Raw genomic sequence first — 23046 nt, 5'->3', positions numbered from 1 at the left:
GCCCCGATCTGCCGATGAACATTTCTGCCCCGTTCATTCGCAACCCGATCGGCACCTGCCTGCTGGCGGTAGGGCTGCTGCTGCTCGGCACGGTGAGCTATCTGTTTCTGCCGGTAGCGAGTCTGCCGTCGGTGGATCTGCCGATCATCACCGTGTCGGCCAGCCTGCCCGGCGCCAGTCCGGAGACCGTGGCCGCTACCGTCGCCGCACCGCTCGAACGGCGTCTGGGCGCTATCCCGGGCGTCACGGCTCTGGCCTCGACCAGCACGCTCGGTTCGACCAATATCATGGTGCAGTTCGAGCTGTCGCGCAGCGTCGATGGTGCGGCCCAGGACGTACAGGCCGCCATCAATGCGGCCCAGGCCGACCTGCCGGGCAATCTGCCCGAGAGCCCACATCTGCGCAAGATCAATCCGTCGGCGTTTCCGATCCTGATCCTGGCGCTGACGTCGAAGACGATGCCGCCGAGCGACCTCTACGATGTCGCCGACACCGTCATCGCCCAGCGCATTGCCCAGGTCGAGGGGGTATCGGATGTCTCGGTGACCGGCGCCGAGCAGCCCGCGATCCGGGTCGACATGCACCCGGGCCAGCTGGCGGATATGGGCGTGGGGCTGGACGTCGTGCGCCAGGCGATTATCAACGCCAATGTCGCCAGCCCGCTCGGCAGCTTCGACGGGCCGAACCGTATGCTCGGCATCAGCAGCAACGATTCGCTCACCTCGCCCGAAGAATATCGCCGGATCCCGATCAAGAAGAACGACGGCACGATCGTCTCGCTGTCCGACGTCGCCCGGGTGAGCACCGGCACCCTCGATCGGCTCCAGACCGGTACCTATGACGGCAAGCCGGCGGTGCTGTTGATCGTGCACCAGTCCTCCGGCGCCAACGTGGTCGCCACCGTCGAGCGCATCAAGCACATGTTGCCGACGCTCGATCGCTGGATCCCCAGCGGGGTGAACATCACCACCTTCTCCGACCGCACGGTCACCATCCACGACAGCGTCAACGATCTGCAATTCACGCTCATGGCGAGTATCGCGCTGGTCATGCTGGTGGTGATGCTGTTCCTGCGCCGCGGGGTGCCGACCATAGCCGCCGGCGTCACCGTCCCCCTGTCGCTGGCCGGCACGGCGATTCTGATGTGGCTGTGCGGCTTCTCGCTCGACAATCTGTCACTCATGGCGCTGACCATTTCGGTGGGCTTTGTAGTCGACGACGCGATCGTGATGATCGAGAACGTCTACCGTAATCTGGAGGCCGGTATGCGACCGCTGCGCGCGGCGTTCGTCGGCGCTCGGCAGATCGGCTTCACCGTCGTCTCGATCAGTATTTCGCTGATCGCCGCGTTCAGCCCGCTGGTCCTCATGGGCGGCATTCCGGGCCGGCTGCTACGCGAATTCTCGCTGACGCTAGTATTCGCCATCGCGGTGTCGGCCGTGGTCTCGCTGACCGTCACACCGATGATCTGCAGTCGTTTCATCCGGCGTGCGCCGAAGTCCGGCGAAACCCGGCTCGACCGGATCATGGAGCCGCTGTTCGTACGCCTCAACGCGGCCTACACCGGCAGCCTGAAGCATGTGATCAACCAGCGCTGGCTGATGATCGGCGTGACGTTTCTGGCCCTGGTGCTCATGGGCGGGCTGTTCATGCATCTGCCCAAGAGCTTCATCCCCCAGGGCGATGCCGACCTGTTGATCGGCATGACCCAGGGCGCGCCCGACGCCTCGTTCGCCCGGATGAACGCGATCGAGAAACGGGTGCGCGATATCGTGCTTGCCGATCCGGCCGTAGCCCATGTCGGCGATGCGGTCGGTTCTTCCGGCCGTGGCGGCAGCAACGAGGCGCGGCTGTTTGTGGCGCTCAAGCCCACCGACGAACGTACGGCCACCGCGCAACAGGTGATCGCCCGGCTGCGTCCCAAACTGGCCCAGGTCAAGGACGCGCGCACGTTTCTGAGCGCGATTCAGGCGCTGCCGACGGGCGTGCATCACAGCGACAAGGGCGCGTATCAGTTCACGTTATGGAGCCCGGACCTGCCCTTGTTGTCCGATTGGACATCCAAGGTGCTCGCCAAGCTGCGCCAGATGCCACAGCTTGCCGACGTCAGTTCCGATCAGGACGAAGGCGGGCCGCAGGTCAATGTGCATATCGACCGGACCGCCGCCGCTCGCCTACATGTCAGCGCGACGGCCATCGATACCGCGCTGCACGATGCCTTCGCCCAGCGCCAGATATCGACCATTCATACCCAGAGCAACCAGTACAAAGTGGTACTCGGCGTTGTGCCGGGTATGCAGCGCAAGATCGCGGATATCTCGCATATTTATGTCACCGCCGACGACGGTCGCCAGATTCCGCTCTCGGCCGTGACCACCACCAGCATCGGCACCGCGCCGTTGTCGGTCCATCACGACGGCCAGTTCCCGTCGGTGACATTCAGCTACAACCTCGCACCGGGCACAGCCATGGGCGCGGCCCATGACGCTATCCAGCAGGCCATGGCGTCGTTGCACCCGCCGTCGGATATTCATATCGACCTCGGCGACAGCAGCAATCCCGCCAGCGCCGGCCACGAGCTGTTGCTGATCGTGGCAGCCCTGGTATCGGTCTATCTGGTCCTCGGCATCCTCTACGAGAGCCTGATCCACCCCCTGACGATCATCTCCACCCTCCCCTCGGCCGGGCTCGGCGCGTTGCTGGCGCTGTATCTCACCGGCACCGAGCTATCGCTGATGCCGGTGATCGGCATCGTGCTGTTGATCGGCATCGTCAAGAAAAACGGGATCATGCTGGTGGACTTCGCGCTCGAGGGCGAGCGCACGCGCGGCTGGACGCCGGAAAAAGCGATCTTCGAAGCCGCTCGCGAGCGTTTCCGGCCGATCACCATGACCACCATGGCGGCGGTGCTGGGCGCAGTGCCGTTGCTGATCGCCTCCGGGCCCGGCTCCGAACTGCGCCGGCCCCTGGGCATCACCATCATCGGCGGGCTCATCGTGTCGCAGCTGCTGACCATCTACACCACGCCAGCGATCTATCTCGTCATGGATCGCATGCGCTGGCGCCGCCGCCGCGAACGCCAGGCATGAAAAAGCCGGCACCTTTTGAGTGCCGGCCTCTAGCTATCCGGTCCCGCCAAACCAGTTGTTGGCGGGACTGGACAGCTGGCAACGGTTCCCTATGCGGTCGATGCGGCCCTCAACGCATAGCCGCGTACGGATCGTGCAGTTCGAGCGGCTGCGGCGTCTCGCGGTTGGCCAGGAACGACGGCCGTGTGTTTTCGGCCGCGAACGGCTGCTCGAGCGCGTTGCAGACGCTGTTGTAAACAAAGAACAGATTGGAACGCGGCCACGGCGACATATTCGAGTTCGATGCATGCAACACGTTGCATTCGAACAACAGCAACGAACCCGCCGGCCCCTTGGGCGCGGTGATGCCGCCGCGATTGACCAGTGCCTGCAGATTCTGCTGACTCGGCACGCCGGCTTCCTGTGCCTTGAGCGAGCTCTTCCAATTTTCCTCGGGTGTCGTGCCCTGGCAGGGCACGAACTCATGATGCGAGCCGGGAATGAGCATCAACGGGCCGTTGAACTCGTTGTTGTCGGTGAGCATGATCGAGGCGCTGATCGCACGCATGCGCGGCATCCCGTCCTCGGCGTGCCAGGTCTCGAAATCCGAATGCCAGTCGAAGCCGGCGCCCTGAAAGCCGTATTTATCGTTGATCCGGGACTGATGGATGTACACATCGCCGCCCAGCAGTTGCTGGACCATGCCGAGAATCCGGGCATCCCGCGTGAGCTCATCGAAACGCGGTGAGATGCGGTGCATGTCGAACACCGAACGTACGGCGCCGGATTTGGGGTCGCGGATCACACCATCCGAATGCAGCAACTCTTCGTCACGGCTCATATCGGCCAGTTCGTCGAAGAACGGCGCCATCCGATCCTGGGAAAAAAACCCCTCGAACCAGAGAAAGCCGTCACGCTCGAACGCCGATAGCGCCCCTTCGTCGAGCGGCCCGTTCCAGCGGTTGGCGGGACCGGCATGGACCACCGGGTCGCGCCGCCGATAACGTGCTTCCGGGTGTTCCGTACGGGTGATGTAGTCGTCGTTTCGCATAATGATCCTTCGATGGTCTGCGGCGCCGCGGTCGGCGCGGCTGCCGATCAACGTTCGATGGACGATCACTTGTGGAGGCGGCCGGCGGATCACGCCTTGGCGAACGGCCTGTCGTTCGTGCAACCCCGTCCTACACGCAATCGTCCTGCGATGGCGGCTTATGGCCGCCGGGCACAGCCATTCGAGCCGCGTTCACCGCGGCCCATCGTTGGGCTGCGCAATAAGCCGCGCCGAGGCTAGAGATCAAGGCCGCGACCTCTCAATACATGAGTTCACCTAGGGCGTGTTGAGGTTTCGTGCGAGCGCCGCGTTGGCGTCCGCAAATCGTGTCCGGCAAGGCGCGAGTCGCCGCGTCGTGGCGGGCCACGGCCCAGACTCGCAACGCCGCCGGGCGGGATTTGCGGCCCAACCCTTCGGGACAAGCGCTGTTTTGCGGCAATACAGCGTTATAGCTCTCTCGCGTAGAACGACTACGCCGCGCTCGCTACGCCTCGTCTTGCCGCAAAACAGCGCTTGGCGCGGACTCGCACGAAACCTCAATACGCCCTAGCGCTTCCGGTCTTACGGTCGGGTTCGGCCACGATTCAGGCCGGGCCGTTAAGCTCGATACGGCTATTCGCGATCCGACCGCCCTACTCGCTTACGGCCAATCCGATCCACGCCATGCCTCGATTGATGACGCGCCGCTCGAATCCGTCTGCCATGGTGGCGGCACTGATGCTTGCGATCGCTCTTGGCGGATGCGCCTCCACCCGAATCGGGCCCGGCGCCGGGGTCTACCAACGCGGTGAAGCGGGCTATTACGCCGCACGTTTCGACGGGCGTACCACCGCCAGCGGTGAAACCTATAACCCGCATGCCCTGACCGCTGCTCATCGCAGCCTGCCGATGGGCAGCTGGGTCCGGGTGGTCAATCTGGACAACCACCGGCATGTCACCGTACGAATCAACGATCGCGGGCCGTTCGTCCACGGCCGCGTTATCGATCTGTCGGCAGCAGCCGCAAAACGGCTCAAGATGCGGCGCCAGGGCGTGGTGCCGGTGACGCTACAGATCCTATCGGAGCCGCATTGAGGGGCAATTACCGCGCAAAAAAAAGGTTCATCGCGGATTAGCGGGCCATGATTCCGGCGAGGCCCGGAGGTTCAGGCATAGGTCGATACAACCAAGCCATGCACTGGGCCAGCATCGCCGACCCAGGACTCGGAAACCCCCTCGCGTTTTCGCCAACCCTTGGTTTCGCGCTGCAGCGCGAGTCACTTCTCTTGCTTGCTCGGCAGATGTAACCAAGAGAAGAGTACCCGGCACGGCGCCGGCTTCGCCGGTTCACGTCGAGGCGTCGCCGCACAACGGCACGGGAATACAGACGCGGCGCATTAGGACTTGGCGTATTCCATGCACCGTGACACCGCAGCCCATCTAGCCATCCAGCTGTGGCCATGGGCCGGTTTTGCATCGGCCCCGCTAAGAGCCTATTCCAATAGGACGGCGTAGGCTGCGGCGCCCGCTCGGGCGGCAGGGTTAGGAAGGGGCGACGCGGTGTGGTGGCGCCACACAAGGAGTCCCTGACACCGCCCTGCGGCCCGAGCGGGCGCCCCGAAGGGCGGGTCTGCGCGCGCACCCGGCGGCGTTGCGGCCTCCTGACGTGGAATGACCACGCGGCGTCGGCCGCGCCTAGCCGGGCACACGCTCAGACCAGCGCAGACCACGCCCTCCTATTGGAATAGGCTCTAATTATGCGAAGAGCCAAAAAAAAAGCGGAGCCGGAGCTCCGCCAATTCGCGGATGGACGCTTATTGATCCGACACCACCTCGATGCGGCGAGGCTGAGTCTGCGGCTTTTTCGGTACCGTCACTTTCAACACGCCGTTTTCGGCTCGCGCTTCGATCGCATCCTCGTCGGCCGTGTCCGGTAACGTAAAGCGACGCACGAACCGTCCGTATCGACGCTCCACCAGACGAGCCGGCTCACGGCTTCGCCCGTTCGTCTGGCTGTTCTCGGCCGACTTGTCGGCATGTTCGAGGGTGTCGTGCTGGTAAACCCGTTCACCGCTCATGGTCAGCACGCCATTGCGTAGCGTGATTTCAATATCCTTGGGTTCGATACCCGGCACTTCGGCCTCGATCAGATAGGCCTGATCACTTTCGTGGATATCGATCGCCGGGCGCCAGCTGCCACCGGCGACAGCCGGCACGGCATCGGTTTCGCCCAGAAACATGCGGTTGATCTCGTCGTTGAACTGTTGCAACAGGCTCGACGGTTGATAGCGCTGAATTGCCATGATGACCTCCATTTTTTCTTTCGAATGCGGCGCCGTCAGGAGCGCCCCTCGTTGCTGTCTCTGTAATTAGGGGCGACGGTTTACAGTTCAATACTTATTTGATCGTTTTTTACTGAGGCCGCACCTTCACCCGCTGCGCCCCGGTATCGGAGCCCAACACGGATCAGGCATACTGCTGCATCCTGCAGCGACTAGAGCGGTTCCCCGACCGGTCATGGATCGCGCGGTCCAAGCGCGGCAGACTGTCGCTGAATTCATCGTTTATCATGCGCGGCTGGCCCCCGGGGGGCCGCCGGTTTCACGCCACGGAGACGAACGCTGTGTCCACGCCCGAGTTTTGCATCCGCCCGACGACGACGCCGGTCGCCACCAACGTACGCCAGGAGATTCTGGATAATCCGGGTTTCGGGCAGTACTTCACCGACCACATGGCGCATGTCCGGTGGACCAAGACCGACGGCTGGCACGGCGCCGAGCTGCGCCCCTACGGGCCGTTGACGATGGATCCGGCCTCGCCGGTGCTGCATTACGCGCAGGAAATCTTCGAAGGTCTGAAGGCGTATCGCCACGCCGACGGCTCGGTTTGGAGTTTTCGCCCCACCCGCAACGCGGCTCGTTTTCGTCAATCGGCACGCCGGCTGGCGCTGCCCGAGCTCGACGACGACACATTCGTCGAGTCGATCCGCACGCTGGTCGCACAGGACGCCGTCTGGGTGCCGACACCGCGTGACGAGACCGAGGAATGCAGCCTCTACATTCGGCCGTTCATGATTGCGAACGGCCGTTTCCTCGGCGTCAAGCCGGCAGCGGAAGTCGATTACTACGTGATCGCCTCCCCGGCCGCGTCGTATTTCAAGGGCGCGGGCAAACCGATCTCGATCTGGCTGTCGTCGCACTACAACCGCGCCGCGCCGGGCGGCACGGGCGCCGCTAAGTGTGGCGGCAACTATGCCGCCTCGCTGGTCGCCCAGCAGGAGGCCATCGACAACGGCTGTGAACAGGTCGCCTTCCTCGATGCCGCCGAGAACAAATGGGTCGAGGAACTGGGCGGCATGAACCTGTTCTTCGTTTACGCCGACGGCCGCCTGGTCACCCCGGCCTTGACCGGCACGATCCTGGAAGGCGTCACGCGCGACTCGGTGCTCAAGCTTGCTGAAGAAATCGGCCTGAAGCCCGAAGAACGTCCAATCAGCGTCGACGAATGGCGCGACGGGGTGAACAGCGGCACGATTACCGAGGTATTCGCCTGTGGCACGGCCGCCGTGATCACCACGATCGGCGCGCTCGTCACCGAAAAGGATACAATCGGCGATCCCGAGCGCAGCAATGGTCCGGTGGCCCAGCAACTACGTAAGGCATTGCTCGACATCCAGTACGGCCGCGCCGAGGACAAGCATGGCTGGCTGACCCAGCTGGCGTAATGCCTGTCGTCGCCCCGACGCTCGATCGCCGGGGCGACATGGCCACCGCGCTATAATCCGGCCGCTGGCGCACCGTCCCGGGGCGAGCAAGCCGGAGCCTCGATGACGTCAGACGGATCGCCCGCCCCGCGCAGCCTGATGGCACTCGACTGGAGCAATTTCCTGCTCGCCGATGTGCAGGGCGGCATCGCGCCTTTTCTATCCATCTATCTGCTGAGTTCGCTGCACTGGGAACCCGGCATGATCGGGCTGGCGGTCGCGATCGCGGGCGCTGCCACGCTGCTGGTGCAAACGCCAGCGGGCGCGTTGATCGACCGTGTCACCTGGAAGCGGCACCTCATGGCGGTCGCGGTCTTCTGCATTGCCATGGGCAGCCTGATCATCGCGCAGTGCGACAGCCCGGTTTCGATCGTCGGCGCCCAGGTGCTCATGGGTGCCGCCGGCGCCTTCCTGACACCGATGATTGCCGCTCTGACGCTCGGCCTCGTCGGCTATGACCGGCTTTCCGCCCGGCAAGGCCGCAATCAAGTCTTCAATCACGCCGGCAATCTATTCGCTGCCGTGTCGGCCGGTCTGGTGGCGTATTACGTTGCCCGCGTGGGCATCTTCTACCTGGCCGCGGCCACCGCGCTGGTCTGCATCGTCGCGGTGTACGCCATCCGCGAGCGGGACATCGACCATCGCCGGGCGCGCGGCACGAGCGACGATACGAGCGGCGTCGAGGCACCCGGCTCGCTGGCCGTACTGTTTCGCGATCGCCGGATCCTGCTCTATGCGTCCGCCGTCGTCTTGTTCCACTTCGCCAACGCGGCCATGCTGCCGCTGATCGGCCAGCACCTCGCGGTCGGCGCTGGCCACGGCGCCTCCTTGTACATGTCGGCCTGCGTCATCGTGGCGCAGCTCGTGATGATACCGATGGCAGCCTGGTCCGGACGGTTCGCGGTCAGCTGGGGGCGGCGCCCGGTGTTTCTGATCGCCCTGGCCTGCCTGCCTTTGCGCGGGGTGCTGTTCGCGGTCGGGACCTCCCCCACATTCCTCGTATCGGTTCAGGTGCTCGACGGTATCGCCAACGGCATTTTCGGCGTGCTGAACATTCTCATCATCGCCGATCTCACACGTGGGACCGGGCGCTACAACGTCACCCAAGGCGTGATCGCTACCGCGATCGGCGCGGGCGCCTCGCTCAGCAACCTGGTCGCGGGCTGGGTGGTGGATATGGCCGGTTACAGTGCCGGCTTCTTCTTTCTCACGGCCGTCGCATTCGCTGCGCTTGTTCTGTTCTATCTCGGGGTGCCGGAAACAGGCCCTGTCGCCAACCCAAGCCCTCGATATGCTTAGAGCCTGTTTTCATAGATGTAGCCAGGGCTGAGCGACTGCCCTATTTTTGTTCGTGGAAGAGGCTCGGAAACGTTACGGCAGCTCGGCTCCGCATACCGGCACCCGCCCCTACTGCGCCGGTTCGAGCGAATACATCCTCGGCTTCGAGCTCGTGCCGAGTTGATAACGAAATTGAAACGACTCCGGAACGCAAGGCGTACATTCGAGGCGTCAACATAGCGGTACCCAAGACTCGGGAGCCCTATCATGGTCGACGCGAACCGCGATACGACCCCACCGCTAGACGGCCGCCCGGCGGGCGGTGAAGCGCCGCGAATCTACCCGGACGAACACTCCATCCAGAACGCGGATCTGCTGACGCGGCTGCGCTCACGCCGCATCACGCCGCGGCTGCTGCTCGCCTATGCCGCCGCGCTCGGCCTCTTGTTGTTTGCCGCCCCCTGGGCCCCGAGTTATGCACTGGGCTGCGTCGTCGTCCTTTCGGGGCTGGCATTGCGTATCTGGACTTTCGGTCATCTGCGCAAGAATCAGAACGTCATCACGACCGGGCCATACGCTCATACGCGCAATCCGGCGTATGTCGGGTCCGCGCTGGTCATGACCGGATTGTTCATCGCCGCCGGCAATCCATACGACTACCGCGGCCTGGCGATCTGGATGGCAGGCATCGTCGCGCTCTATGTATTTTTCAAACATTACATGCCGCGTAAATACCGTCGCGAATACGGCAAGTTGCGCAAGCTGTTCGGTCCCGCCGTCGATGAGCATGCCGCTCATGTTCCGGATTTCTTCCCGCGGCTGACCCCATGGCGCAGCGGCGATACGCAGCGGTTTTCCTGGGCCTGCGTGCGCGCGAATCACGAGTGGGTCTGGCCACTGGCTGGCATCCTCGCGCTGATCATCATCGGACTGGGCTGAGCCCCCGGCCGGCTGCGTGCCGGCCGGCGTCGGCTCGTCTGGCTCAAGGCCGACAGCCCGACATGGCTCTTTGCGGCGAAACCGTCGCGAATAAACGGCGCCCGCCTTGATTGGCGCCGGGTGGATCACGCCGATAGCCCAACTATCCGCGGCTGCAGGTTTGACCTCGATCAAGAAGTGTTCTCCAGGTCGGCGATAACGTCGTCATGAACCATCCGCTTGTTGAGGATCACGCCGTGACGCAGATGATGAATGCCGCCGTAGTACGAGGCTTTGGGCAACCGTTGAGTTTCGACGAGATCCCGGTGCCGGCCCCGGGGCCCAACGAGGTGCTGGTGAAGATCATGGCCAGCGGCATTTGTCATACCGACTTACATGCAGCGAACGGCGACTGGCCAGTCAAGCCAACCCCGCCCTTCGTCCCCGGCCATGAAGGCGCTGGAATCGTGGCCCGGGTCGGCGCCGGCGTCACCCATCTCAAGGAAGGCGACGCGGTCGGCATCGCCTGGCTGCACGATGCCTGCGGCCGCTGCGAACACTGCATCACGGGCTGGGAAACGCTGTGCGAGTCGCAGAACATGAGCGGCTATACGGTGAACGGCAGCTTCGCCGAATACGCGATCGGTCATGCCGACTATGTCGCCCGGTTGCCGGACAAGGTCGATTTCATGTCGATCGCACCCATTCTTTGTGCCGGCATCACCACCTACAAGGGGCTCAAGGAGACCGAAACCAAACCCGGAGAATGGGTGGCGATCTCCGGCGTGGGCGGCCTGGGCCATGTCGCCATCCAGTACGCCAAGGCGATGGGCCTGCACGTCGCGGCCCTGGATGTTATGCCGGACAAGCTGGCGCTGGCGCACGATCTGGGCGCGGACGTCGCCATCAACGCGGCCGAGGACACCGCGGTTGAACAAGTTATCGATGAAACACGCGGCGGCGCGCACGGCGTGCTGGTCACTGCGGTATCGGTGCCCGCATTCAATCAGGCGCTGTCGCTGGTGCGCCGCCGCGGCACCATCGCACTGAACGGCCTGCCGCCGGGCGACTTCAAGACGCCGATCTTCGACGTGGTACTCAAGCGCCTGACCATCCGCGGCTCGATCGTCGGTACGCGCAAGGATATGGAAGAAGCGATCGCGTTCGCCGCCGACGGCCAGGTTCGTCCCCATATTCACGAGACCCGGCTCGATCGCGTCAACGACGTGTTCGCCGAACTCGAAGCCGGAAAAGTCGACGGGCGCATGGTCATCCGGATGTCGTGAGCGTTTTCGTTCGAGCCGTTGGAGAGGTGAGGACATGCGCGCCATGGCGCTCGATGAGCCGGGCCGGCCGCTTCGCTTGGATCTCGACCGCGTTCGCCCCGAACCGGGCGCCGGCGAACTGCTGATTCGCGTGCACGCCTGCGGGGTCTGCCGTACCGATCTGCACGTCGTCGACGGTGAGCTCCCCGACCCGAGAGCGGCCCTCATTCCCGGGCATGAAATCGTCGGCACCGTGGCGGCGGTCGGCTACGGCATACCTGAGACGCGCGTGGGTGAACGCGTCGGCGTACCCTGGCTGGGCTGGACCTGTGGCGAATGCGCGTTCTGTCGCAGCGGCCGCGAGAATCTATGCGACCGAGCCCGCTTTACCGGTTATCAGCTCAATGGTGGCTATGCCGATTATGCGGTCGCCGACGCCGCTTTCTGCTTTCCGATCCCTGCCGAGTTCAGCGACGAGGAAGCCGCGCCCCTGCTCTGTGCCGGTCTGATCGGCTACCGCGCCTGGCACATGGTGCGCGAGGCAAGCCGACTCGGGCTGTACGGTTTCGGGGCCGCCGCTCATATCGCGATTCAGGTGGCGGACTTCCATCAGCAGACGGTCTATGCTTTTACTCGCCCGGGCGATACCACGGGTCAGGCATTCGCGCGCGCTATGGGCGCGGTATGGGCCGGCGATTCGGACCAGTCCCCGCCCGAGCCGCTGGACGCCGCGATTATCTTCGCCCCGGTCGGCGCGCTCGTGCCCGCCGCGCTGGCGGCCACCAACAAGGGCGCCACCGTCGTCTGCGCCGGCATTCACATGAGCGATATACCGAGCTTTGCTTATCGGCTGCTGTGGCAGGAACGGACGCTGCGCTCGGTCGCGAACCTCACGCGTCGCGACGGCGAGGCGTTCCTCGACTTGGCGGGGCGCATCCCTGTCCGTACGCGGGTCACGACCTACGAGCTGGCACGCGCCAACGATGCGCTCGACGATCTGCGCGACGGCCGTCTCGAGGGCGCCGCCGTTCTCCGGACTTCCTAACTCGCCTAGAACTGACGATCGCCCTGGAGACTCGCGCACCATGACCGTGGATAACCCCAATTCCTGTGCCCATCCGCTGGATGCGCAACGCCGATTGATCGACGCACTTCAGCACCCGAACCGCTACCCGCATGCCGTGGACAGCGTGCGCCGGATCGAAACGCATATCTCGATCCTGCTGCTCGCCGGCGACTATGTATACAAAATCAAGAAAGCGGTGCGACTCCCGTTCGTCGACTACGGAACCCTCGAACGCCGACGTACATGCTGCGAAGCCGAAATCCGGCTGAACCGCCGATACGCGCCGGATATCTACCTGGACTGCGTCGCGGTTCACGCCGGACCGGATGGGCCCAGCTTCGCCGACAGCGGCCCCGTGATCGAATATGCCGTGCGCATGGCCCGCTTCGCACCCGAGGCCCAGGGCGACGTCTGCGCCCGCGATGGGCGAATCACGATCGAATCGGTCGACGGCCTTGCGGCAACGATTGCGCGCTACCACGATCACGCGCCGTCGCCGCCGCCCCGGCCCGACTATGGCAGCGCCGAGGCCGTGATCGCGACGGCTAAAGCCAATCTCGACGAATATCGCGTGCTGATCGATCCAACCGAAAGCTCGATCTTCACGCCGCTGGATAGATGGATGCGAGAGCGACTCGCGCGTGCGGCGCTAAGCTTCGAGCAACGCCGCGCGGCGGGATTCGTGCGCGAGTGTCACGGCGACATGCACCTCGCCAATCTGATCTATCGCACCGGCTACTGGGAAGCCTTCGATTGCGTGGAATTCGATGCCGCGCTGCGCTGGATCGACGTGATGGACGACATGGCCTTTACCTTGATGGATCTGTATGCCCACGGTCTGGTCGAGCCGGCGCATCGATTTCTCAATCACTACCTCGAAATCACCGGCGATTACGCTGGTCTGGCCGTGCTGCGTCTGTATCTCGTGCATCGCGCGCTGGTTCGAGCGAAGGTCGCGCTGCTCGGCGGTGCGGCCCAACCCGCCGGGGGCAATAAACCCCACTATCTGGATACGGCCCGGGCGCTTTCGATCGAGCGACCGCGGCTGGTCATCACGCACGGAATATCGGGTTCCGGTAAGAGCTGGGCCGCGGAGCGCGTCGCCGAACACTTCGGCTACGTCCGCATTCGGTCGGATATCGAACGCAAGCGACTACACGGTTTGCCGCCCTTGAACCATCAGCGGGCCGGTGCCTTCGGCCGGGGCATGTACAGCGATCAAAGTTCGACCGCGACCTACGATCGCCTGTTCGAACTCGCCGAGATCGCGCTCTCCGAAGGCTGGCCGGTGATCCTCGATGCCGCGTTCCTGGACACCGATCTGCGCGACGCGGCACGCGCGGTCGCTCATCACGCCGGTTGCCCATTTCATATTCTCGACATGGATGTCTCGCCCGAAATGGCGCGTCGCCGGCTGCGGGCCCGCGGCGACTCCGATGCATCGGATGCAAACGAACGGATTCTGGATCAGCAGCTGGCTCGCTATCGGCCGCTGGCGCCAGACGAACGCGATGACGCCTTGACCACATCCGGCGCGTGCAGCGAATTGCGGGCACTGTTCGAGTCGCTGGAATCGCCGGCAAGCGCGTGACGCCACACGGGGACCTCGCCCCCGTCGTCGACGCTCACCCGAGCCGCCGGCAATGCATCGCGATCTGTAGCTCTTCGTCGGTGGGGATTACCCAGGCACGGGCGCGGCTTTCGACGGTGCTGATGCATCGCGCATCGACCGCGTTGGCATCGGTATCCAAGACCAGCCCCAACCAGGCCACGGCCTCGACAATACGCTCTCGAATCGGTGCTGCGTGCTCGCCAATACCGCCGGTGAAAACCAGCGCATCGAGTCCACCCAGTACGGCGACCATGGCGCCGATCTCCTGCACGCAGCGATAAACGAACAACGCAACCGCCTCGGCAGCCGCCGGCGTATCGCTCGCAAGCAGCACGCGCATGTCGTCGCTCAGGCCCGATACACCCAGCAGCCCCGATCGGTTATAGAGCGTGTCCGCTACCTCAGCAACCGTACGCCCCGCCTGCTGCAACCAATACAGCAATACGCCCGGGTCCAGCGCGCCGCAGCGCGTCCCCATCATGAGCCCATCCAGCGTACTGAAGCCCATCGAGGTCGCGATGCTGCGCCCGTTCGATAGCGCGCACAGGCTCGCACCGTGACCCAGATGGGCCACCACCACCCGCCCACCGGCGGCGGCAGGATCCAGCTTGGCCAGCCGCCCCGCCACGTATTCATACGACAGGCCATGGAACCCGTAGCGACGCAGCCCGGCATCGAAGCTATCCCGCGGCAAGGCAAAACGCTGCGCCAGTCGTGGCTGGCTCCGATGAAACGCCGTATCGAAACAAGCGACCTGAGCGACCCCGGGGCGCAACTGCTCGATCACATGCACGCCGGCCAGATTGTGCGGCTGATGCTGCGGGGCAAGCGGCGTCAGCGCTTCGAGCGCATACAAATGGGCGGCATCGATTCGCACAGGCGCCGCAAAATCCGCGCCGCCGTGGACCACGCGATGGCCCACGGCCACCAGGGGATCGCCCGCCAGGCAGCGATCGCATTCGCTCAGTACACGTGCCAGCGCCGCGGTCAGGCGCTCGGGTCCATCGGGTAACGTCTGCTCGTCGAGCAGGCGATCGTCATCGGACCACAAGCAGAGTCGGGTCGGCGCGTCGTGGTAATCCACGAATGCGCGCAGACTGCGGCGCAACCCAGCCCCGGACGCGTCTTCAGAAAACAGTGCGATCTTGAGCGACGACGAACCGGCGTTGATGACCAGAACACTCATGGCGCCTCCGACTCGACACGGCGCACCCCATCGGCCCGGAGGCGGCGAAATGCGCAGCGCCCGGCTTGTGCACGGCCTTGACGCACGTCAATGAGCGCCCCCAGTCCACGTCTTATCTTCAATGCTCCTTCAGACCGGAGCTTCCCATGCAGTCGCTGCCTCATCACTACACCGTTCATGCGCACGGGACCGCCGAAGGCGAAGTCCATCTCGATGCGGCTCACCTGCCCGAACTCGTCACCACGCCGCCGCCGGAATTCGACGGCCCCGAGGGGTACTGGTCGCCGGAAACCCTGCTGGTCGCCTCGGTGGCCAGCTGCTTCGTACTCACGTTCCGCGCCGTCGCCCGGGCCTCGAAATTGGAATGGGACAGTCTCACCTGCGACGTCGAGGCCGTGCTCGAACGCCACGATGGTCGTAATCACTTCTCGCGCGTGGTCGTGAAGCCGCATCTGCTGATTCATGAGGCCGCGCGCGAACGCCTCGCCGAGCAATGCCTGGACAAGGCCGAAGACGGTTGCCTGGTCACCAATTCGCTGACCGCCGACGTTCGCCTGGAACCGACCGTCGAAGTCGTCGAAAACGCCTGAATCGCCCATGGTCGTCCGGCACCGCCGGGCGGCCCCGATCAGGCCGCCTGCTCCTGCGGCGCCGCCTCGCCCAACGCCTTGATCGCTTGAACCATTTGTGCCAACACCGCCTGGGCGTCGCCGTACACCATGTTGCAGTTGTCGGCATAGAACAGCGCGTTCTCGACCCCGGCATAGCCCTTGCCCTGACCACGCTTGATCACATAGATCTGATGCGCGCGATCGACATTCAGAATCGGCATGCCGTAGATCGGCGACGATTTCTCGGTACGCGCCGACGGGTTGACCACGTCGTTGGCCCCGATCACCAGCGCGATATCGGTATCGGCGAACTCTTCGTTGATTTCGTCAAGTTCGTACAACAGATCGTAGGGCACGCCGGCCTCGGCCAGCAGCACATCCATATGGCCCGGCATGCGGCCGGCCACCGGGTGAATGGCGAACTTCACTTCCACGCCCGCGGCCTGCAACAACTTCACGAATTCGTACAGCTTCTGCTGCGCCTGAGCCGCCGCCAGACCGTAACCGGGTGCGATGATCACCTTGCCCGCGTAACGCATCGCGATCGCGGCATCGCTGGCCTCGGCGGGTTTGAGGCGGCCGCTGATCGTCCCCGCCGACGTCGTGTCGATCTCGCCGAAGTTGCTGAACAACACGTTGCTGACCGAGCGGTTCATCGCCCGTGCCATCAACAACGTCAGCAGTGTGCCGGCCGAGCCGACCACCATGCCCGCGATCATCAACACCGGGTTGCCGATCACGAACCCGTCCAGCCCCACGGCCAGTCCGGTGAAGGCGTTGTACAAGGAAATCACCACCGGCATATCGGCGCCGCCGATCGGCAGCGTGGCCAGCACGCCGAGACCGAGCGCCGCGACAAAGAACAGGATCGCCAGCACCGCCATCCCCGCCCCGGACTGCGTCGCCAGCACCCCGGCCCCGAACGCCACCAGGGCCGCCAGTACACCGCCGTTGAGCCAGTGCTGGCCACGTACCCGCCACGGCGTCCCGAGACGACCATCGAGCTTGGCCCAGGCCACGACCGACCCCGACAACGAGATCGAGCCAATCGATGCACCGAGCAGCGTCACCACCCAGTGCACCCCACCCATGCTCGTGCCGCCGATCAGTTCCGCGGCTGCAATCGCGGCCGCAGCGCCGCCACCCATGCCGTTGTAGAGCGCGACCATCTGCGGCATGGCCGTGATCGCCACGCGCCGGCCGGTCCAGGCGGCCCAGCCCAGGCCCAGCGCGAGGGCCACAATCGCCAGCACGATTTTAATGGCAAGGCCCGATTGCGCCGCCGGCGGTACATCCAGCACGTGGACCCAGCTCGCAAGGATCACCACCAGCATGCCGATACCCGCCAACAGGATGCCGCCATGCGCGGTCACCGGCGACGACATCCGCTTGAGGCCGTAGATCAACAGGAACGCGGCCACCAGGCCCGCGAGTTCGATGAATAACTGAACACTCATGTCGATCTCCTCAACGCGGCTTGCGGTCGCTGGGCTTGAACATCTGCAGCATGCGCTCGGTCACGACGTATGCACCCGCCACGTTGGCCGCGCCCAGCAGCACGCCGAAAAAACCGACCACCACGCCGAGGATCGAAGTCGCATCCAGTAGCGCATACAACGAGCCGACCACCACGATCCCGTGAACGAAGTTGGAACCGGACATGAGCGGCGTATGCAGAATCGCCGGTACGCGCGAGATCACCTCGTACCCGGTGAAAACCGCCAGCAGAAAGATATACAGCGCGATCACGCCGCCGATTGCGAGTTGTGCGTCCATGATGATCTCGAGTTGGAATCCGGCTCAGGCGATGGCGGTGTTGTCGCGCTGCCCCGCGGGCTCGTCGACAGGGCCGAGGCGCATGGCAGCGAGCACCTCGTCGTTCCAGTCGGGCGCGAGTTCACCGTCGACGATCAGTAGTTCGAGCAGGTTCAGAATATTGCGGGCATACAGCTCGCTGGCATGCTCGGCCAGCCGAGACGGCACGTTGAGCGGGGCGATCACGGTAATGCCGCCGCTGTGCACGGTTTCGCCCGGCTGGCTCAATGCACAGTTGCCGCCACTGTCGGCCGCGAGATCGACGATCACGGCACCCGCCTTCATGCCGGCCGCCTGCTCGGCACTGATCAGTTCCGGCGCCGGGCGACCGGGCACGGCCGCGGTCGTGATCACCAGGTCGGCCGCCTGGAGATGTCGGGTCACCGCCGCGGCGACGGTCTGCTTTTCTTCCGGCGTCAGTTCGCGGGCATATCCGCCCTCACCGCGTGCATCGACGCCGGTCTCCACGAAGCGGGCCCCGAGCGAGGCGGCTTCGTCGCGGGTCTCGGGACGTACGTCGTAGCCTTCCACCACGGCGCCGAGACGACGCGCGGTGGCGATGGCCTGCAGACCGGCCACGCCGAGGCCCATCACCAGCACCGCGGCCGGGCGCAACGAGCCTGCGGCCGTGGTCATGCGCGGCAAAATACGGCCGAGATGCGTGGCTCCGAGCAGCGGCGCGTAGTAACCGGCCAGCGCCGCCTGACTGGAGAGCGCGTCGATGGCCTGGGCACGGCTGATACGCGGCACCCGTTCCATCGCGAGGCAGGTGATCTGGCGAGCGGCGAGTCGATCCGACATGGCGGGCATATCGGCCGTCTGGGTGAAGCAGACCAGCAACGCGCCCTCGCGCATGGCTGCCAGGGTTTCGGGATTCGGCGGCTGCACGGCGAGCACGATGTCGGCATCGGCTACGAGCGTCGCGACATCATCGACCATCGTGGCACCGACGAAGGCATCATCGGCGATACCCATGGCCGCGCCCGCTCCGGCCTCGATGGTCACCGCGCATTCGATCCGGGTGAGCCGCTCGATCACCGCCGGCACCATGGCAACACGCCGCTCGCCCGACTCTCTTTCCTTCAACACCGCGATTCGGATCATCACGTGACCTGTCTGGCTCATACACAAATTAGGGTCGATCATGCCGCGCGTGGCGCGCGGCGCCTTGATCCTGGTCAAATCGGTTGAGTTGGTGGGCACACCGGTGCACGTATTACCGGTGTGTTATCACCGAGCGGACAATGACCGTGCAGTCAGCTGGCAGGGCCGCCCGGCCATGACACGTCTGGCGCCCGAACGTCCTCGGGCACCTAACGGGGCGGAGACAACTCCTTACGGGGCGGAGACAACTCCTTGGCCGTCAGTTCGGCGATTTCGGCATCCGTGAACAACCGTGAGCGTACGATGAATCGCACACCATCAGCCGCCCTGGGGCGTATCGTCATGAGATACACCGCCGCACCCGCGCCCGTGAGGTGGCAAGGCAAGGCATCGTGAGCGTCGCGTGGCCCGGCCACGTGAGCGAACGATAACGCCGGATTGCCGCCTCACGGCCACGGGCCCTGCGGGTGAGGCCCGCCCACCGCGCCAGGCGGCGTTGCATCCCTTGACCGTGGGCCCGCCACGCTCGGCGGCATGCGCCTTGCCTGACACGATGGGCGGGCCTCATGCGGCGGCGTCTCTCATGACGACACGCCCGAGGGAGAAACTGTCGCCGCCGCCGGTCGTCACGTCGATCGTGAGCTCGGACGATGCCCAATAGTCGAACTGCTCCCGGCCGATGTAGAAGGGGAAGCCCTCGACCCTGCCGAGCAGGACATCGCGGCTGCCCGGGCGGAAATCAGCCTGGCGAAAACACATCGGGGCGCCGCCTTCGCAGCAGCCGCCCGACAAATGGAAGATCAGAGGTCCATGCCTTTCGGCCAGCCGGCGGACGAGTTCGCTTGCTTGCGGTGTAAAGATCAGCCGATCCGGCATGGCTCGTTCCTCGCCGCCCGTGGCGCCAGAAGCCACGGGCGGGCGATGTTTGCTTTATCCGCTCACGCCGTCTCAGCGATAGATCATGCCGCCGTCGATCATTACGGCCTGGCCGCTCATGTAATCGGAATCGGGGCCGGCAAGATACGATACGAACGCGGCGACATCCTCCGGCGTCTCGGCCCGGCCCAGGGCGATACCGCCCACGTATTTGTCGTAAGTCTCGCCCTTCTTCGCCCCAGTGAGCGCGGCAAAGCGTTCGTCGATTTCGACCCACATGTCGGTGCCGACGACACCGGGGCAATAGGCATTCACCGTAATACCCGAAGCCGCGAGCTCGCGGGCGGCGGCCTGGGTCAGCGCCCGGACCGCGAACTTGGTCGCCGAATACACGCCGAGCATCGCAAAGCCCTCGTGCCCGGCAATCGACGAGGCATTGATGATCTTGCCCTTCTGTTCGCGCGCCTGGAATTTCTTCGCCGCGGCCTGGATGCCCCAGAGCACGCCCTCGATATTGATCCCGACGATGCGATCGACCTCTTCCGGCGTCACCTCGAGGATGGGGTTCACCTGGGCGATCCCGGCGTTGTTGACCATGATGTCGAACCCGCCGAGTTCACGTTCGGCGTGATCGACGGCGGCATAAACCTGGTCGCGATCGGCGACATCCGCCACGAACGTGGTGACCGGTCGCCCGATGGCGTCGATCGCCTCGGCCGCGGCGCCGAGCTTGTCGTTGTTGACATCCACCAGTGCGATGCTGGCGCCGTCGGCCGCCAGCCGCCGGGCGATCCCCAACCCGATACCCCGCGCCCCGCCGGTAACCAGCGCGACCTTACCTTCAATCGTCATTGTTGCTTCCTTCTCATGGTGGACGGCCGTTGCCAAGCCGGAACGGCCGTTCTACAGCGCCCCGGCCCGGGTTCAGCCCGCCGCCGGAACGTCCGGTGTCGCTGTTAGAAAAAGCCCATCGACTTGGTGCTGTAACTCACGAGCAGATTCTTCGTCTGCTGATAATGATCCAGAATCATCTTGTGCGTCTCGCGGCCGAATCCCGATTGTTTGTAGCCGCCGAACGCCGCATGCGCCGGGTAGACGTGATAACAGTTGGTCCATACGCGACCGGCCTGGATCGCACGCCCGACGCGATAGGTGTTATTGACGTTGCGCGACCAGACACCCGCGCCGAGGCCGTAAAGCGTGTCGTTGCCGATCTTGATCGCGTCGTCCATGTCCTTGAACTTGGTCACCGACAGCACCGGCCCGAAGATCTCTTCCTGGAAGATGCGCATCTTGTTGTGACCGACGAACACGGTCGGCTCGACGTAATAGCCGTTGGCGAGCGCCTCGGCCACCTCGGCACGCTGTCCGCCGGTCCGGCAGTCCGCGCCTTCCTGCTTGCCGACATCGATGTAGTTGAGGATCTTCTCGAGCTGGCCCGACGAACATTGCGGCCCCATCTGGGTCTCGGGGTCCAGCGGGTCGCCGACGCGAATGGCGGCGACGCGCGCGACCGCGCGCTCCATGAATTCATCGAAGATCGACTCGTGGACCAGCGCGCGTGACGGACAGGTACAGACTTCGCCCTTGTTGAACGCGAACAGCGCGAAGCCTTCGAGCGCCTTGTCGAGAAACTCGTCGTCGGCGTCCATCACGTCCGCAAAGAAGATGTTCGGCGACTTGCCGCCAAGCTCCATGGTCTGCGGGATGATGGTTTCGGCGGCGTACTGCATGATCTGGCGACCGGTGGTCGTTTCACCGGTGAACGCGATCTTCGCGATACGCGGGCTGCGCGCCAGCGGGCCGCCCACTTCCGAGCCGTGCCCGAACACGACGTTGAGCACGCCGTCGGGCAACAGGTCGCCGATCAGATCCATCAACACCGCAAGGCTCATCGGCGTATCCGAGGCCGGCTTGATGACCACGCAGTTGCCGGCTGCCAGCGCCGGCGCCATTTTCCAGGCCGCCATCAATAGCGGGAAGTTCCAGGGAATGATCTGGCCGACTACGCCCATCGGTTCCTTGAAGTGATAGGCGATGGTGTCACGGTCGATCTCGCCGATGCTGCCTTCTTCCGCCCGGATGCAACTGGCAAAGTAACGGAAATGATCGGCCGCCAGCGGCACATCGGCGTTCAGCGTTTCGCGAATGGGTTTGCCGTTGTCTCTTGTTTCGACCCGCGCCAGCAGTTCGAGATTCTCGGTAATGCGATCGGCGATGCGGTTGAGAATCTCCGCGCGCTGGGTCGGCGACTTGTGTGCCCAGCCCGCCTTGGCGGCGTGTGCGGCGTCCAGCGCATGTTCGACGTCCTCCTCATCAGAACGCGCGAATTCACACAGCGTACTCGCGTCGATCGGACTCGTATCCGCGAAATAGCGGCCCTTGGCGGGTGCCCGCCATTCACCACCAATGAAGTTGTCGTAACGCGAGCGCAGCACGCTTTCATCCAGTTTGGCGGCTTGTGTCTTGGTCAACATGATCCACTCCTGCGATGAGGGCCATTCGGCCCCGGGGGGAAGACGGAATACCCGCCTTGCGGGAAGGCTTCGCAAAAGTCTAGGTCGCCGACGGCCGGGGGCTTTGATCCTGATCACAACCCGGCGTCTTGGATCGACGCGGGCGGAAAACGCCAACGGCAAAGCTCGCGCCAGAGCGGACCCCGCCCGACGCAGTGCGCCGCCCGACCGGTTATTCGATCCCAGTGCGCCCGAGTTGCCATTGCCGATACAGCGCGGCGACCGCACAAGAAGCAAGCCTTGCCAGCGCGCTGTCGGCCCGGCTGGTCAGCATGATCGGCACGCGCGCGCCGACCACCACGCCGGCAAGATGTGCACCCGCGAGATACTCGATCTGCTTGGCCAGCATGTTGCCAGCTTCCAGATCCGGCACCACCAGAATGTCGGCCTGCCCTGCGACCGCCGAGACGATCCCCTTTGCGCGGACCGCGTCCGGCGAGACCGCGTTATCGAACGCGAGCGGTCCGTCCAACAGCCCGCCCTCGATCTGATTGCGATCGGCCATCTTGCACAGCGCGGCCGCGTCGCAGGTCGATGGCAGCGCCGGTGTCACGGTCTCCACCGCACAGACGATCGCCGCCCGCGGCGTATCGATGCCGATCGCGCGGGCCAGATCGATCGCGTTTTGCGTAATGTCGCGCTTGGCCGACAAATCCGGCGCGATATTGATCGCTGCGTCGGTGATCAGCAAAAGGCGCGAATAGGCTGGCGTATCCAGCACGAACACATGGCTCATCCGGCGCGCCGTCCGCAGACCGCCGCCACGCGCCACGATAGGCCGCATGAACGCATCCGTATGCAGATTGCCTTTCATGAGAGCATGCGCTCGCCCGGTCCGGACCAGATCGACGCCGCGCTGGCTTGCCTCGGCATCGTTGTCAACGCCGACTGAAAAGTGACCCCTTTTGGTCTTGAAACGCCGATTGAAAATTGACCCC

The 23046-nt window shown here is 64.5% G+C and carries 19 protein-coding genes; 9 read left to right on the top strand and 10 right to left on the bottom strand.

The genetic code is table 11. The features are described 5' to 3' along the window. The first annotated feature begins 14 nt into the window (after window positions 1–14). Window positions 15–3089, top strand: a complete 3075-nt coding sequence (locus C41B8_RS15645) for an efflux RND transporter permease subunit (protein ID WP_037340325.1) — start codon at window positions 15–17, stop codon at window positions 3087–3089. A 109-nt stretch (window positions 3090–3198) separates the two neighbouring features. Here C41B8_RS15645 and thpD read toward each other — a convergent pair whose 3' ends face one another. Next, window positions 3199–4119, bottom strand: coding sequence for an ectoine hydroxylase (gene thpD / locus C41B8_RS15640; protein ID WP_037340323.1), 921 nt, complete (start codon window positions 4117–4119; stop codon window positions 3199–3201). 663 nt (window positions 4120–4782) lie between these two features. Between thpD and C41B8_RS15630 the strand changes: the two genes are divergently transcribed. Beyond that, entirely contained in the window at window positions 4783–5193 is a 411-nt protein-coding gene (locus tag C41B8_RS15630) for a septal ring lytic transglycosylase RlpA family protein (protein ID WP_198025242.1), read from the top strand. A 719-nt stretch (window positions 5194–5912) separates the two neighbouring features. On the opposite strand, the gene C41B8_RS15625 is transcribed toward C41B8_RS15630, so the two are convergent. Next, a complete protein-coding gene (locus C41B8_RS15625) occupies window positions 5913–6401 on the bottom strand; it encodes an Hsp20/alpha crystallin family protein (protein ID WP_037340355.1) in 489 nt (162 codons plus the stop codon). Window positions 6402–6721: 320 nt separating this feature from the next. On the opposite strand from C41B8_RS15625, the gene C41B8_RS15620 reads away from it, so the two are divergent. From C41B8_RS15620 to C41B8_RS15595, 6 genes are all read left to right on the top strand, one after another. Further along, complete coding sequence (locus C41B8_RS15620) at window positions 6722–7822, top strand: branched-chain amino acid aminotransferase (RefSeq protein WP_037340353.1); 1101 nt, start codon at window positions 6722–6724, stop codon at window positions 7820–7822. 102 nt (window positions 7823–7924) lie between these two features. Beyond that, window positions 7925–9160, top strand: coding sequence for an MFS transporter (locus C41B8_RS15615; protein WP_037340316.1), 1236 nt, complete (start codon window positions 7925–7927; stop codon window positions 9158–9160). A 246-nt stretch (window positions 9161–9406) separates the two neighbouring features. Continuing rightward, window positions 9407–10078, top strand: coding sequence for a methyltransferase family protein (locus tag C41B8_RS19800; protein WP_051883652.1), 672 nt, complete (start codon window positions 9407–9409; stop codon window positions 10076–10078). A gap of 206 nt (window positions 10079–10284) precedes the next feature. Beyond that, entirely contained in the window at window positions 10285–11343 is a 1059-nt protein-coding gene (gene adhP, locus C41B8_RS15605) for an alcohol dehydrogenase AdhP (RefSeq protein ID WP_051883651.1), read from the top strand. A 34-nt stretch (window positions 11344–11377) separates the two neighbouring features. Continuing rightward, window positions 11378–12367: a zinc-dependent alcohol dehydrogenase family protein gene (locus C41B8_RS15600; RefSeq protein ID WP_037340309.1), complete on the top strand. Its 990-nt coding sequence runs from the start codon at window positions 11378–11380 to the stop codon at window positions 12365–12367. A 40-nt stretch (window positions 12368–12407) separates the two neighbouring features. Continuing rightward, window positions 12408–13979: a bifunctional aminoglycoside phosphotransferase/ATP-binding protein gene (locus C41B8_RS15595; protein ID WP_051883650.1), complete on the top strand. Its 1572-nt coding sequence runs from the start codon at window positions 12408–12410 to the stop codon at window positions 13977–13979. A gap of 34 nt (window positions 13980–14013) precedes the next feature. Here C41B8_RS15595 and C41B8_RS15590 read toward each other — a convergent pair whose 3' ends face one another. Beyond that, a complete protein-coding gene (locus C41B8_RS15590) occupies window positions 14014–15186 on the bottom strand; it encodes an acetate/propionate family kinase (protein WP_037340307.1) in 1173 nt (390 codons plus the stop codon). A 146-nt stretch (window positions 15187–15332) separates the two neighbouring features. On the opposite strand from C41B8_RS15590, the gene C41B8_RS15585 reads away from it, so the two are divergent. Further along, window positions 15333–15776, top strand: coding sequence for an OsmC family protein (locus C41B8_RS15585; protein ID WP_037340305.1), 444 nt, complete (start codon window positions 15333–15335; stop codon window positions 15774–15776). A 38-nt stretch (window positions 15777–15814) separates the two neighbouring features. On the opposite strand, the gene C41B8_RS15580 is transcribed toward C41B8_RS15585, so the two are convergent. From C41B8_RS15580 to C41B8_RS15550, 7 genes are all read right to left on the bottom strand, one after another. Beyond that, the gene (locus tag C41B8_RS15580) at window positions 15815–17254 is read right to left on the bottom strand and encodes an NAD(P)(+) transhydrogenase (Re/Si-specific) subunit beta (protein WP_037340302.1); all 1440 of its coding nucleotides are present in this window, start codon (window positions 17252–17254) and stop codon (window positions 15815–15817) included. Window positions 17255–17264: 10 nt separating this feature from the next. Further along, the gene (locus C41B8_RS15575; RefSeq protein WP_037340301.1) at window positions 17265–17573 is read right to left on the bottom strand and encodes an NAD(P) transhydrogenase subunit alpha part 2; all 309 of its coding nucleotides are present in this window, start codon (window positions 17571–17573) and stop codon (window positions 17265–17267) included. A gap of 24 nt (window positions 17574–17597) precedes the next feature. Further along, window positions 17598–18719: an NAD(P) transhydrogenase subunit alpha gene (locus C41B8_RS15570; RefSeq protein ID WP_051883659.1), complete on the bottom strand. Its 1122-nt coding sequence runs from the start codon at window positions 18717–18719 to the stop codon at window positions 17598–17600. Between the two features lie 561 nt (window positions 18720–19280). Continuing rightward, window positions 19281–19592 carry a DUF779 domain-containing protein gene (locus C41B8_RS15565; protein WP_051883649.1) on the bottom strand — a complete coding sequence of 104 codons (312 nt, stop codon included), beginning with the start codon at window positions 19590–19592 and terminating at the stop codon, window positions 19281–19283. A gap of 72 nt (window positions 19593–19664) precedes the next feature. Next, a complete protein-coding gene (locus C41B8_RS15560) occupies window positions 19665–20444 on the bottom strand; it encodes an acetoin reductase (RefSeq protein WP_037340298.1) in 780 nt (259 codons plus the stop codon). Window positions 20445–20548: 104 nt separating this feature from the next. Further along, window positions 20549–22069 (bottom strand): aldehyde dehydrogenase family protein, encoded by a 1521-nt coding sequence (locus C41B8_RS15555; protein ID WP_037340295.1) that lies wholly within the window; start codon window positions 22067–22069, stop codon window positions 20549–20551. A gap of 211 nt (window positions 22070–22280) precedes the next feature. Continuing rightward, window positions 22281–22952, bottom strand: a complete 672-nt coding sequence (locus C41B8_RS15550; protein WP_232226093.1) for a bifunctional enoyl-CoA hydratase/phosphate acetyltransferase — start codon at window positions 22950–22952, stop codon at window positions 22281–22283. Window positions 22953–23046: the final 94 nt, after the last annotated feature.

Source organism: Salinisphaera hydrothermalis C41B8 (genome assembly GCF_000732535.1).
Lineage (GTDB): Bacteria > Pseudomonadota > Gammaproteobacteria > Nevskiales > Salinisphaeraceae > Salinisphaera > Salinisphaera hydrothermalis.
The sequence above is the reverse complement of the archived record's forward strand: the minus strand, read 5'-3'. Positions and strand labels throughout refer to the sequence as shown.